Here is a 13,919-nt window from a genome sequence, read left to right as displayed (position 1 = left end):
ATAAATCTATAATCGTATTCTTTTTTACTCTCTCTTTAATCTGAGAATGGTTATTGGTGGTCGTTATGTTAGTGTGGTGATATCTTTATGAATTTTTCATTTTGTATTTACTACTCATTTTTAATTCTTTATTCTATTTCCGCCCAAGTCCTGCCATCCCTCATCCTTCGCCGGAAGACTTGCGCGATAAGAAGATTCCTTCTGGATTATTCATTTTGTATTTACTGCTCATTTTTAATTCTTCACTCTATTTACGCCCAAGTCGCTCCATCACTTATCCTTGCCGGAAAACTTGCGCGATAAGAGGTAATTTTTCTATTCACCAATAAATTCGCCTAGAATAAAAAAATACCTTTTCTCACTCCTCTCAATCCATAATGTATCCGAATTTTTGTTTTTCATTAATTTGTCTCCTGATTCTAAAAAGCGATTCAACCATGGCTCAGAGTAATTATAATTTCTCGAATGCTTGAGAAAAAAGCCAGTTGAATCATTCAATTCAACTGCGCAAGTTCCCCTATGGTTGAAAGTACTACCCACTGTTATGTTTAGGTCGTGCTCAAATTCGACCACAGTATAAAGTCTCAATCTTTTTCTTGCTTCATCAAGTTCTTCTTCGTAAGGATCATATACTTTAATAAAAACTAAGGAAATTCCTATAATAAGCATGCATCCTATTAAGTTCTTCAATAATCGTTTTGATAATACTCTATTCATTACCAAAGATTATGGTTTGACCATAATTTGTATTTCCATTAATTACTGAATTAAATACCGGCCATCCTATTCCAAAACTCCCCCCCGCTAGCGCAAGTCTTCCTGCCTTGGCAGTGGCGGTAGCAGGACTTGTGCTCATCTCATTACTGCTACTTTCTTTCTTTATCATTTATTCTTCTAATCATTTTCAATTTCACATTCGAGTCATACCCAAGTCGCTCCATCACTCATCCTTCGCCGGAAAACTTGCGCGATAAGATGTTAGTATATTCCTGGGGCAATCCATTGTATATTCTGGATATTAAATAATCTATATCTCTATCAAAGTTGTTGACCAAATCAATTTTCTCGGATAGCTCATAATAATATTCAACTATATCTTCATCGAAGTTGTAGATTCCTACAAATCCCTCCAAATACGGCACATCGTCGTTTGACAAAAGCACATTTCCTAATGCTTTTCCTAAGCCAGGATCTCTTTTAAGACTTATTTGAAAAATGTAAACGAATATCGCCGCACCTTTAAAATTATTTTTCTCTAAATAATTATCATAAACCTTTTCATATTTCGGAAAATAATAGTCGATACCTGTCGAACTTCCATAATTTTCGCGTAATGTCTCAATCAGTTTTCCTGGAGGAAGATTCAGAGTGAGCGAGTCTATTATATATGGTTTTAAATTTGCCGAATCAATAGAAACTCTTTGCAAGTGTTCTGTTATTTTTTTCTTTAACAAAATCGATGTTTCATAATCCTTGATAAAACCATTCAATGTTTTTTGATTATTAATTGACGTTATAGAATATGAATACCTCACATCAATAATAGGTTCAATGAAAACAGCAGGTTTCGAAATTGATTTGTCATCGTAATAATACCTTCTGTTGATAGAGCAAGAGGTAAGCAGCAGAATAATTACTACTATGTTTAGGATAGATACTCTTTCTCTCATTAAAATTTCTATCTTCTAAATTTTGATCTCAAATAAAAAGGATAGTCACTTGTATCTATTCTATTCAGGACGGTAAGCCATTTCATACTGGAGCTATAAGCCCCATTATGGCGCAAGTCTTCCTGCGCGGCTAGTGTGCTAGCGCGACTTGTGCCGCTATTCCTAAACTGAAATCCCTGCTCCATCGTAAACTGAAATTACTTCAACCAAACCTCCCTTTCCGGCATAATTGCCAGCACTGGAGTACCTGTAATCTTCCGGTTCCCTCACAATTCCTGCTTCAACCGGATTTTGATGTATATATTCCAACTTTTGATCGATCCAGTCTCCCGCTAATTCTATTGGATGATTATCCTGTTGCCAAAACTGGTATTTTGTATTATTACTATTCTTCTTTCCCGCTCTTTCAAACATCCATAGCAACCATTCCTTTCTACTCTCTTGTGGATTATCTTCAATTGCTTTTATGATTTGACTAGACGTGAATTTTTTGAAATCTCGGATCATATCAGAAAAGGCAGTACCATCAGATCTTCTTCCAATGATCAAATGAATGTGATTGGTCATGATGACGTATCCATACAAAATCATTCCTTTCTTGCTGACGCAATATTTTAAGCTATCCAAAACGATTTCCTTGTATTCCATTCTTGTAAATACATCTATCCAGTTTACGACCGCCGTTGATAGGAAGTAGATGCCTTCTGGATTATTCATTTTGTATTTACTACTCATTTTTAATTCTTTATTCTATTTCCGCCCAAGTCGCTCCATCACTTATCCTTGCCGGAAAACTTGCGCGATAAGAGGTAATTTTTCTATTCACCAATAAATTCGCCTAGAATAAAAAAATACCTTTTCTCACTCCTCTCAATCCATAATGTATCCGAATTTTTGTTTTTCATTAATTTGTCTCCTGATTCTAAAAAGCGATTCAACCATGGCTCAGAGTAATTATAATTTCTCGAATGCTTGAGAAAAAAGCCAGTTGAATCATTCAATTCAACTGCGCAAGTTCCCCTATGGTTGAAAGTACTACCCACTGTTATGTTTAGGTCGTGCTCAAATTCGACCACAGTATAAAGTCTCAATCTTTTTCTTGCTTCATCAAGTTCTTCTTCGTAAGGATCATATACTTTAATAAAAACTAAGGAAATTCCTATAATAAGCATGCATCCTATTAAGTTCTTCAATAATCGTTTTGATAATACTCTATTCATTACCAAAGATTATGGTTTGACCATAATTTGTATTTCCATTAATTACTGAATTAAATACCGGCCATCCTATTCCAAAACTCCCTCCAAAACCATAAACTCTCCCTCCATCTATTGGATTTACATCCCTAGCCCAAAATGAATTTACTCCAAAATCAACGACTGCAGAAAATGATCCAGATACTTCAGTTCTATAACCTTCTAACATAGAAGCATTGAAGTTCTCGACATTTCCTGAATAAAAAACGTACATACCTTCAATTGAAGCAGAAGCATCTCCTCCACCAGCTGTTGGTCCCGCTCCTGTACCATCGAGAAACCCTACGACTTTACCCGCGTCAGGTCCTCTCAAAATTATAGCCCCTCCAATTGTTAATTCAGTCCCCGCACCTACTACAAAATCTCCGTCAAGGCCATACATGAGAGCGACGGGCATTCGTTTACCTATACTCCTTTTTGCTCTGGATAGCTTTCCATTTATCAATTGCCACTTTACACTTGAAATGTCAGCACTCCATTCGTTTCCAATGGCTTTCACATTAGTTACTTCAGTGTCAAAATTAAACTCAGATACTATAGTTTCGGGATTAGCAAAACCTCCCCAAACCTGAGGGCCATTTTCGTTTGATTGAGTACCGGCTCCAAATCCGTTAGACTGATTCAGTTTATACCCAGACCCAGTATTATAGGTAACACTTGAGCCATAGCCGAACTGGCTCATGTTCTCCCAAAACGAACCGTTACCATTAAACGAATTTACAGCTGCTCTTACTCCATTGACTGCTGTATTAAATAAGAAGCCCAAACCTATATTAACCGCAATGGGAATGAGTGACTCTCCATTAGGATCTACACCCATATGAGGCACATTCCCCATACCTACATAAGGCGAGTTAAACTGTCCGGCCGGATCCACCGCAAAGAACCTTCCCAAAGCGGGATCATAATTTCTACTCAAGAAATCATAGTAGCCTGTCAAGCTATCCAGTGTACTAAAGGCACTTTGATACAATAGGCCCGGATCAATATATCCCGATGCTTTCCAGCTATCAGCCGTCGGTAATCCAAAGGGGTAGTAATCATTTACCTGCGTCACACGAAATGCGGATGTCGTGGAGGAGTGTGTGATTTTGAGGTCATCAAAGTACACCTCCTTATCTTGATCAGACTCATTCACCACGTACACCAAAAGATATCCGGGTTCATTAAAAGTCAGTGTGCCTGAAGAAAGCTTCGCAAAACTTCCGTTTGATTCATTCCCAACTGGACGATAGTTGGAGACAGTAATGTCCGAAACATAATTGTGATTTGCGTCAAAGAACATGTATTGCAAATAGGCCTCCGGCTGTCCGGAAGTGTTTCCCCCGTACACTCCCAGAGATCCCAGGTTGAGTGCATCTATGTAGCTTGTTGAGGCTCCTTCTGCTCCAGTTCCGGCACTTGTAGTTCCAAAAGCCGTAGTAAGAACAGAAACGATATCTGCAATAGAGGAATTGTTCCATCCGGCATCCGTGTACTTAGCCCAGACTTCAATGTCCACTTCATCGCCGGTTGCAATGGTCAATACCTTGGCTGGACCGACTTCTTCTCCGTTGGCAGTTCCATTGAGTATTACACTTTCGGCCCCTAGCGGCGTATGATTCTCGGTTCCTGATCTAATATTCGCAGGAAAGGCAAATTCACTTTCTTCATAGCTGGATTTTCCGCTTTCCATAGTGGCTAAGTATACATTTCGCTCTGGTAAATCACCGAAGGCCACACGTGTATTGGCCTGCTGGTCCGTAATGAAGTACTCATAGTGATATTCATTATTCTGAACATATGCCCTTCCTTCAGCTGTGAATAATTGATTAACCTGATCATTTAGATATTCTATGGAGCCTATGTAATCAACCTTTGCCAATGCATTCCCATCACTGTCATTTATCGTTTTTGCTATTCTATTCCCTACCGCATCATATACATATTTAATCTCTGTGCCGTCAAAAAATTCGAATCGATCAACTAATTGAAGATGATTATACTCAATTGCCGTGATCTGCTTATTCATGTCCTCCTCCATGTTGCCCATAGCGTCATACTTATAATCGGTAGGTCCTGTATAATAATCATCGAGTCCTCCATCATATGGAGCCGTATCATCTACTTTTTTAAGTTTGTTGGAGTTATCTTCATAGGTATAATCAAGTACATCGATACTTTGATTTTTTGATTTTCTTGTAAGGTCATCTATGTTGCCATTAGCATCGTAAGTTGCTGACATATCGAAATGCCCGGTTTTCTGATTAAATGTGCTTCCGGCGCCTTCTCCATAGGATGTGCTCTTTAACCTGTTTTGACTATCGTATGTATAGCCTATCGCTTTGGTGGTTTGTCCATTTGGTCCTTTAGTTGGAGCTACAGATGGAGTAATGTTTGTTGCGTTCCAGGTCACAGCACCTGTCAACCCATCAAATCTTTTTTGCGTGTTATTGCTATTGATAGAAACAGGTGTTTCATAGTGGTACTTCATTCCAAACACATCACCTTCACCATCTCCAAGGTCCGTATCATTAATGGCTTTTAGGCTTCTTTGAATATTATAGCTGTAGTCAACAGATTGTAGGTAGGTAGATCCGTCTAGTGAATGGAGATTTTTCTCTATTAATTCTCCTAAAGTGTTGTAATGATAATCTCCAATGATTACTCGATCTCCATTGTCAGTGGTTTGGTAGGTTTTAAGAAGTTGTCCGTTGTGGGCGTATTCATATTCGTTTAAAACATCCACATTGTCTGTAGTGCTGGTGTGTTCCAGCAACATTTTCTCCAGTTCACCTTTCCAGTCGAGCTGGTTTGTCATGCGATCGGATCCTCCTAAATGGTTTTCGGATATGGCTTGTAATACTCTTCGGTCAGAATCATAATATACCACGGTGCTCAACCATACTTTGGGATTGGAATCGAGTACCAAAACTTTACTTCCTGTGGGTAGATTTAGTGCATTAGAAAGTTGTGTGCCAGTGAAACCTGAAGGAAGTGCCAAGTCAAAAGCATTGGCAGCAAGATCAGTATCCCAGTTTGTGTTGGTCTTGAAGCTATAATCGTCAAAGTAATTAACAGTCCTTATTTCATAGTTTGTATAGTCTTTGGTGGTCGGATCGGAGCCTAGACGGGGAAACGATTTTGCAATTGAATATCCATATTGATTGGTGTTTTCCGTTTCAAATCGATCATGACCATCGACTTTATCCTGTATAGTCTGGCGATCATCATTGGTTTTAATCTCTCCCGACATGACTTGTCGGTTGAAAGCATCATACTTGTAAAAAGTCCATGAATTAGCTCCATCAAACTTTTGCGAATCATGACGCATCATCACCAACCTATCCCAATCATCATAGACATAGTAAGTCCATCCTGCTCCCGGTGACCTTTTCTTTGTAACTCGCCCACGAGCATCATATTTATATTCAAATAGTAGTTCATCTATTTGAGTCGTTGTGAGGCTTGGAAGTAGTGCTCCGGCTGTAATGTTAAGTGTCAATTTAGGGGGAATTATAAATCTGATACGTCCGAAATCATCATATACATTATAAGAGCCGTACCATTTTTGTGCCCCGACATCATACACCTGAGTGGTTATTGTTAGACCTCTCATGTCGGTGACTGTTCGTGCCTTCTTTTGATGAGGATCAGTTACTTCGGAAATCAAAAGCTCTTTTTCACCATAATTTCTATCATTCACGGGTACTCCATTAGTGATTTTCCAATGAGCGACTGGGAAATCGATAGAAGGAGTGGATTCGGATGGGTTGTGAATAAAGTAATCATACTTCGTTTGTTTGGCAGTTTCCGGAGCTGCTGTATGCCAGTTATCACCTGGAGCAACCTCGTATTCAACTCTACCCCTAGCGTCGAAAGATCTGTATGAATAGGGCGAATCATCCTCGATCACCCCTGTTGGCGGATTAGAATAGAACCCGATCGTTTGGGTTTCACCGTTGGCCTGATAGCTACCGGACTCATTGTATTTCTTCACATATGGCAAATAGGTTCTACTTTGTCTACCAATATTATCGTAATAAGCTATTTGCACCACATCCTCATACTCAGGGCCAGCCGCTGCAGAAGTGGTCATGAGTGTCCTGCCAAGTCCATCGGAATAGGAGTAGCTCACCGATTTATCATCCGGACCCATCAAAGTCAAGGTTTCTTCGTCACTGACAGGCGCCTTAGGCACCTCAACTCTTACGTAATTTTCAGTAGGAGAGGGTGGAGGGTTGATAGGGATAGGTTTGATGATAAACGTACCATTTGCGCCGCTTGCCACAAACCCATTTGTAAGTTTCACAGTCCCGGTATAATTGTAGGTCTTGCCTTCATTGCCAGTTGCAGAAGAAAGGGTCTTATTCTTCACATAATACTCCTGACTGAATGAGTTAAAGGCGAAAAGGCAAGCAGCAATAATGAAGAATAGCTTTTTACTGGACTGTAGTGAGTTGCTCATATGTTCTTAAAAAGGTAGGTTGAGTTTATCGGTGAACATTATATCATTAACTGCAAAATAGTGAATCATTTTTTTTGGTTACTTATCCTGCTTCAGTTTTTCAATTTCTTTTTGCTGTGCTTCGTTTTCTTTCTTCAAGTCAATCACATAAAGCGTCAACTCCTCAATCTTTTTCAGCAACAGCATATTCATCTCTCCTAGCTGCACACCATTCGCCTCCATTTCTTTGGCGGAAGGAATCTCTGGGAGGTGTTTGTTTGTCTTGATATATTCTTCAGTCTCTTCTAGTGAGCGCAGGTTGTAGTCTGATTCAAAGACATAGTCTGGCCATCCTGTTGCTTCTACTTTGACCTCTTTGGATCGAATAGTGCCGTTTACTTCTAATTTTTCCGAAGGTGAATCCGTGCCAATTCCAACTTCACCTGCTGAACCAATTCGAAAGTCAGCTTCATTACCTGTAGGACTTAATGCTATATATGAATCATCAAAAACTGCAGACTGAACGAATGTCGCAGGATCACCAACGCCTGTTGATGTCCCTGCAATATTTATGGTCCATCGCTTAGCATTGCCATCAAAATCCAAGTAACCTGCCCCCGTGTTGTGATTGCCAGGTCCCATTGAATATGTGGCATTGGTTTGTGGGTCGCCCGAGCCATCATAACTGGCATTTACAAACCATCCCGAACCCTGGCCGTGACTTGATAATATATGTTCGGTTGTAACGTTCGACCTATGCTGCATGAATTTATTACCATTGCGAATTTTTAAATTTCCATCGATAACGAGTTTTTCGGATGCATCAATTACTCCGATTCCAACATTTCCGTCTGATGCGATACTTAACATTGCATTAAAAGAGGTACCATCATATTTTGAGAAATTGAAACCACCTTCACTACCGAATTGAAGTCTACTCCGCATTCCTATTGAATTTGCAAATGCAATTGAACCATTACCATTGGTTGTGTTTTCCAGTTTTATCATGTGTTGATTTCCTCTACTTATATGTAGTCGATAATCGTCATCAATTGCTGCTGCACTTAATCCCAATCCAAGACTTCCAACCTCAAAAGTGGAGTTAGATGTCGGATGCAACAATATTGCTGTTTCTCCTAAGTTATTTTTGATTAATACGGCACGATTGTCAAGTGCGTCAAATCGAAAACTGTTTTTCTCATACTGAATGGATATTGAATTGCCTGATCGCCTAAAAATTCTAGTACCATCTGTAGCTCCGCTGTTGTCCTTAAAGTATACACCATCCTGATTGTCTAGGGTAATATCTGTTTGACCTAAAGCCACTGCGGTCAAAAGGTAGGTTAGAGCGATTGTGAAGAAGTATTTCATGTTGATGTAATTGATTTAGAAAAACCAAAGCTCCCGCTTTTGAACCAAAAAATCAAATACAGCTGGATAAGTTAAGGGTTACTTAAAGTGGACTCACCGCCTCTCTTCAAGTTTTTGGATGCGTTTTTCTTGTTCAATAATATAAAGCGTCAACTCCTCAATCTTCTTTAACAACAGCATATTCATCTCCCCAAGCTGTACGCCGTTGGCTTCCATTTCTTTGGCGGAAGGAATTTCCGGTAGGTGTTTGTTTGTCTGGATATATTCTTCCGTTTCTTCCAGCGAGCGGAGATTGTAGTCAGATTCGAAGACATAGTCTGGGCCCGGAACTGTGAGATCTACTTTTACTTCTTCTGAGTGGATGGTTCCTTTAACGGTTAACTTTTCATCTGGGCTACCAGTACCAATTCCAACTTTACCTCCATCTCTCACTAACACAACCTTATTACTTTCCGGGACATCATTTACATGAAATATTGCTGTACGTAAATTTGATGGAGATAGAATTTGAAATGATTTACTACCTGTTGTGGATCTAAGCCCCAGATATGCGGATCCATCAACCCCATTTTGAATGAACTCCCATGGGCGTTGGGTAGTCAGCTTTAAAACAGAAACGCCATCACCCTTTTTCACAATCTCCAGTCCACTATCCGGAGTTCCGGTTCCTATTCCTACATTACCACTTCCAGTAACTACCATTCGCTCTACAAGGTCATCTGTAGAAGTATTACTATGAGTAAAGAACGCCAAGCCAATGTTGTCGTTGTCTGTGCCAGTCTGTTTTGCAACTATCGAAGCTCGTTTATTACTTCCTCCACTGACTTTTGAAAATGAAATTGCTGCTCCATAGTTCCTAAACCCGTCTGAATTGTTGCTTTTTAATAGAAGATCACCGTCAAAATTATTTTGTCCTTTTGAGTAGAAGCTTTCAACAGCAAAAATCATAAGACCATTTGCATCCCGGAAAAGGAACTCTCGCCAATCTGTCCATTCAGAGGCTCCCCCGTCATATGTTCGTAAGGCTAGTGTACTTGAGGATCCTTTATCTGTATTCATGATCTCAAAATTCCGATGTGCACTTCCCCAAACTCTTAGTTTAGTGCCGAAATTATAGGTCCAGTTACCTGATACGCCGGGAGCATCTTGCTTTGAAATACCTGGTGAGATTGTACTAGGATCTGTATCGGGCAATGAAGTTTGACCTAAAGCTATTGTTGTCAAAAGGCAAGTTAGAGTGATTGAGAGTAAGTATTTCATGTTGATGTAATTGATAAAAACCAAAGCTCAGGCTTTTCAATCAAAAAATCAATTGCAGCAGGATAAGTTAAGGGCTACTTTAAGTAGACTTACCGCCTCTTCATCGGGTAATCCACCTTCTCAAGCTCTCGATCTATAAGCTTTTCGATGCGCTTCATTTTGTAGTTATCGTCTTTGTTGACTAGTGTAATAGCTACACCACTTGTTTTGGCTCGTGCAGTTCTTCCGATGCGATGGACATAGTCAGCGGCATCATTAGGCACGTCATAATTTACCACCAGGTTGATGTCTTTGATATCTATTCCGCGTGAGAGCACATCTGTGGCTACAAGAATACGAAGCTTCTTAGCTCGAAATTTCAATAGTATACGCTCACGCTCATCTTGTTCGAGCATGGAAGAAATCCCTTTTGCTTCTAGTCCAACTTTGTTCAGACTCTTCACAATATCTGCAACCTTCTTTTTGGTGGAGCTGAAGACCAAAATGCTTTCAAAATCATCGTAGCGACTGATCAGTTTGCTGATCAACTCGGTCTTATATCCTTCTTCAACTCTGTACACCTCCTGGCTGATTTTTTCGGATGGCTTAGCAAGTTCCAATGTTATTCTCAACGGATCTTTTAGGATACTTTTTGCCAGCTTTTCAATCTTTGGCGCCATCGTAGCGCTAAACATGGAGGTCTGTGAGAGATTGGGGAGGTAGGTGATAATCTTTTTGATGTCATCATAGAAATTCATGTCCAGCATACGATCGGCTTCATCGAGAATGAGATGCGTTACCTGATCGAACTTAACATAGCCCAAATTTAAATGGGAGATAAGTTTGCCGGGAGTGGCGACCACCACATTGCTTCCTTGGGTCAGCGCTTTCTTTTGCTGTGCAAAATCCGAACCATCACCTCCGCCATAGATGGCAATGGAATGGACAGGAAGATAGTATGAAAACCCTTCAAATTGCTGGTCTATCTGAATAGCTAATTCTCTTGTCGGGACAACCACCAGAACTTTAACATCTTCACTTGGTTTCTGCGCTAGGTAGTTAAGTGTAGGGATAACGAACGCAGCTGTTTTACCTGTTCCGGTTTGGGCGCAGGCAATCAGATCTTTTCCTTGGAGGATAGCCGGAATGGCTTGTTCTTGAATGGGAGTGGCTTCTGAAAAGCCCATGTGATCAATCGCTTCGGTAAGCTGATCGTCGAGGTTGAATTCATTAAATGTCATGTATAGCAAAGATGCATTAATCCGGTCAATAAAAAGAGGCTATCTCTACAGATCCATTGGATCTAAGATAGCCTCTTAACTTTACTTGGTCTTTATCGTAACCAACTGGCGGCTATTCCTTTCTTAGCGAAAAAGATTAGTCCAATTCCAATCAAAAGAGTCATGATTGGCATAGCTAGTCCACCTGGTCCGTATACTTCGATCGAATTACTGATAAACACGTTGTAATACATCTGAACAACAATGCCAATACATGAAATGATGAGGACAATGTAAGCAAGTTTCTTTCTCATCAAAAGAAGCAAACTTCCCAAAGCTCCTGCCCATACGGCAATTGCAAAAGCAGCGGTAACCCAAGCTGGAGTTGCATTGATTAAATCTTGCATTGCTTGTTCCATCTGCGATATAATATCGTCCGGCGTAAAAGCCTGAGCCAGGTAAGCGCCGACACCCATTAGGTTCCAGATGAGTGCGATGATACTTACAATCCAAAACCAGGTAGGCGGCTTTACAGATCCATTTGTCATAATTAATTTAGGTTGGTTATTGATTAAATATACCAATTTAAGTCAAGAGAAGAGATAAGTTTTTATATTCATGACCATGAAGCAAATCGTCACCGTCTTTCTAATCTTTTTTTCGTTTCATTCATTTACACAAATCATTAAGCCCGGCCAATGGCGTGGAGTTGTGAAGTACGACAGCCGGGAGATACCATTCACATTTGAAATAGGGTATCCCAATGGGGAAGTGCCTGAGGTAACAATAATCAATGGGCAGGATAGGAGGGTTGTGAGTAATACTAAAGTCGAGGGTGACAGCATCATTATACCAATGGATCCTTTTGATGTTGATATTCGGGCAAGATTTACTGCAATGAGTATGAGTGGCAACTACAATAAATATTACCGTGATCTGAGCTTGCCATTCATCGCTGAATATGGCAAATCGCGCATGAAGAAAAACTCCATTCGTTTAAGTGCACCTATCCAGAAGAGATGGGCAATTACTTTTTCGCCTCACACTCCCGGAATGTCAGCTGGCGTAGGACTTTTTTCTCAGCGTGGAAATATTGTCTCTGGTACGATTATGACCCAGGTGAGTGACTATCGTTTCTTCGAAGGTATTGTAGACGGAGACTCCATCAAGATGTCATGTTTTGATGGCGCACATGCATTTGCTTTTTTAGGTAAGCGATCCGGTGATGGCTGGTCTGGCGACATGGTCTATGACAATGGATATTCAGAACCATGGAATGCTGTTTATGATGCCACTGCTGAGCTTAAAAATCCTTTTGAAATGGTAGAGATAGAACCTGGGACACACAAGCCGTATTACGATTTGCTTGGTGCAGGAGAAGGAAAAGATGCCATTGATCCGTCCAGGTATGAGGGAAAGGTTCTCATTATTCAGCTTTTTGGAACCTGGTGCCCAAACAGCCATGATCAAACTAAATATTTGGTGGATTGGTATAAGAAGAACAGTAATAAGGAGATTGCAATTCTGGCTTCTTCTTTTGAAGCCAACTATTCCAAGGAATACGGCTTGAAGCGATTGGAAGACTACCGGGAAATGAATGAGATACCTTATGATCTGGTCCTTGGCGGAAGGCTCAGTAAGACTGGAGCAGCCATGCCATTTCCATTTATGCAGCGCATAGAAGCTTTCCCTTCGCTTGTGATTATAGACAAGCAAGGCTATGTGCGTCACGTGCATAGTTACTTTAACGGACCGGCAACAGGTGAATACTACCGTTCCTTTGATCGACGATTCAATGAAATAATTGACGCATTACTCGCCGAGTAAGTACTGATTTTACAGACATTAGGAAGTTTGAAGTTCCATTTCCTTTACCAACTGGTAATGGTCATCGGACTTCAGAATGGCAAATTCAGCGTCACTGCTGTTGGCTGAATTATCATGGATAATCCAGTCTTTAGTTTCAGCCAAGACCCTGCCTTTACCATAATCACTTTCCACCATGTCACCGATTTTTACTCTCTTCATACTATCGATTACAGGTATTATGACCAGTAAGGTGCCAAATTGTTTTGAAAGAACGCTGAATTACAGCCCATTACTTGTTAAGATTTATGATTCTTTATTCCATTTTAAGACAATAAATCCTCCATGTCGGATACACGATCGATTCGTCTTTACTGACCCATGCGCCTGCCCAGTTGAAGCCTTTTTTGGTCATATCGGAGAATGTGATTCGATAGTACCCATCAAATCCATTGGGAGCCTTCTGTTCTTTGTAAAGTACAATATTGCCATTTTCTACTTTATTTCCTCCCCAAGCAGAAAGCGTTGGAGTAGGAGTGCTTGAAGCATAATAATGAACGTACCAGCTGGCACTGTCCGCATTATACTGACGGATGCTGCCTGAGTGTGTACCATCTTCCTTTAGTGTCATATCCTGCACGGCCAGTCCATTCATGATGTACTTGAATGTCCAATTCATCATTACAGTATCAGCCCAGGTGCTTTGATTTATGCGGGCCACAGATTTGCATTTGCAGGTTCCAATGATTGGCTCATAGTCTGCAGTTTGCTTTGGTGCCTCGGGATTTAGTTTTCCATATGGGTTTGAGGCCGTGGGCTCGTATTCATATTGGGCAAATAAAGAAACGGATATTAATAGCGATAGAAGTAATGTTAAGCTTTTCATGAGTTTGATTTTTGATAAATAAACCTATGAATACCTACATACCAG

The 13,919-nt window shown here is 40.3% G+C and carries 13 protein-coding genes; 1 reads left to right on the top strand and 12 read right to left on the bottom strand.

Going from position 1 to position 13,919, the window contains the following annotated elements; genetic code table 11:
- Window positions 1-315 precede the first annotated feature (315 nt).
- The 10 genes from ACL8WY_RS04665 to ACL8WY_RS04620 form a co-directional block, all read right to left on the bottom strand.
- On the bottom strand, window positions 316-717 hold the full coding sequence (locus tag ACL8WY_RS04665; protein ID WP_436517258.1) for a hypothetical protein: 402 nt from the start codon (window positions 715-717) through the stop codon (window positions 316-318).
- Window positions 710-886 carry a hypothetical protein gene (locus ACL8WY_RS04660; RefSeq protein WP_436517261.1) on the bottom strand — a complete coding sequence of 59 codons (177 nt, stop codon included), beginning with the start codon at window positions 884-886 and terminating at the stop codon, window positions 710-712. Before ACL8WY_RS04660 ends, ACL8WY_RS04665 begins: the two co-directional genes overlap by 8 nt.
- Window positions 887-944: 58 nt before the next feature.
- Window positions 945-1,670: a hypothetical protein gene (locus ACL8WY_RS04655; RefSeq protein ID WP_436517260.1), complete on the bottom strand. Its 726-nt coding sequence runs from the start codon at window positions 1,668-1,670 to the stop codon at window positions 945-947.
- 162 nt (window positions 1,671-1,832) lie between these two features.
- Entirely contained in the window at window positions 1,833-2,405 is a 573-nt protein-coding gene (locus ACL8WY_RS04650) for an REP-associated tyrosine transposase (RefSeq protein ID WP_436517259.1), read from the bottom strand.
- A gap of 83 nt (window positions 2,406-2,488) precedes the next feature.
- Window positions 2,489-2,890: a hypothetical protein gene (locus ACL8WY_RS04645; protein ID WP_436517258.1), complete on the bottom strand. Its 402-nt coding sequence runs from the start codon at window positions 2,888-2,890 to the stop codon at window positions 2,489-2,491.
- Window positions 2,883-7,373 (bottom strand): DUF6443 domain-containing protein, encoded by a 4,491-nt coding sequence (locus ACL8WY_RS04640; protein ID WP_436517257.1) that lies wholly within the window; start codon window positions 7,371-7,373, stop codon window positions 2,883-2,885. The genes ACL8WY_RS04645 and ACL8WY_RS04640 overlap by 8 nt, the downstream gene beginning before the upstream one ends.
- A gap of 78 nt (window positions 7,374-7,451) precedes the next feature.
- Window positions 7,452-8,723, bottom strand: a complete 1,272-nt coding sequence (locus ACL8WY_RS04635; protein WP_436517256.1) for a hypothetical protein — start codon at window positions 8,721-8,723, stop codon at window positions 7,452-7,454.
- A gap of 93 nt (window positions 8,724-8,816) precedes the next feature.
- Complete coding sequence (locus ACL8WY_RS04630; protein WP_436517255.1) at window positions 8,817-9,983, bottom strand: hypothetical protein; 1,167 nt, start codon at window positions 9,981-9,983, stop codon at window positions 8,817-8,819.
- 89 nt (window positions 9,984-10,072) lie between these two features.
- Window positions 10,073-11,203 carry a DEAD/DEAH box helicase gene (locus ACL8WY_RS04625; protein WP_436517254.1) on the bottom strand — a complete coding sequence of 377 codons (1,131 nt, stop codon included), beginning with the start codon at window positions 11,201-11,203 and terminating at the stop codon, window positions 10,073-10,075.
- A 92-nt stretch (window positions 11,204-11,295) separates the two neighbouring features.
- The gene (locus ACL8WY_RS04620; RefSeq protein ID WP_436517253.1) at window positions 11,296-11,730 is read right to left on the bottom strand and encodes a hypothetical protein; all 435 of its coding nucleotides are present in this window, start codon (window positions 11,728-11,730) and stop codon (window positions 11,296-11,298) included.
- 76 nt (window positions 11,731-11,806) lie between these two features.
- Between ACL8WY_RS04620 and ACL8WY_RS04615 the strand changes: the two genes are divergently transcribed.
- Window positions 11,807-13,009 (top strand): peroxiredoxin family protein, encoded by a 1,203-nt coding sequence (locus ACL8WY_RS04615; RefSeq protein ID WP_436517252.1) that lies wholly within the window; start codon window positions 11,807-11,809, stop codon window positions 13,007-13,009.
- Window positions 13,010-13,027: 18 nt separating this feature from the next.
- Here the strand turns inward: ACL8WY_RS04615 and ACL8WY_RS04610 are convergent, their stop codons facing one another.
- Window positions 13,028-13,210, bottom strand: a complete 183-nt coding sequence (locus ACL8WY_RS04610; RefSeq protein ID WP_436517251.1) for a hypothetical protein — start codon at window positions 13,208-13,210, stop codon at window positions 13,028-13,030.
- Between the two features lie 94 nt (window positions 13,211-13,304).
- On the bottom strand, window positions 13,305-13,874 hold the full coding sequence (locus ACL8WY_RS04605) for a hypothetical protein (RefSeq protein ID WP_436517250.1): 570 nt from the start codon (window positions 13,872-13,874) through the stop codon (window positions 13,305-13,307).
- Window positions 13,875-13,919 lie beyond the last annotated feature (45 nt).

The organism is Ekhidna algicida, assembly GCF_051379705.1.
Lineage (GTDB): Bacteria > Bacteroidota > Bacteroidia > Cytophagales > Cyclobacteriaceae > Ekhidna.
This window is presented reverse-complemented; position numbering and strand designations above follow the sequence as displayed.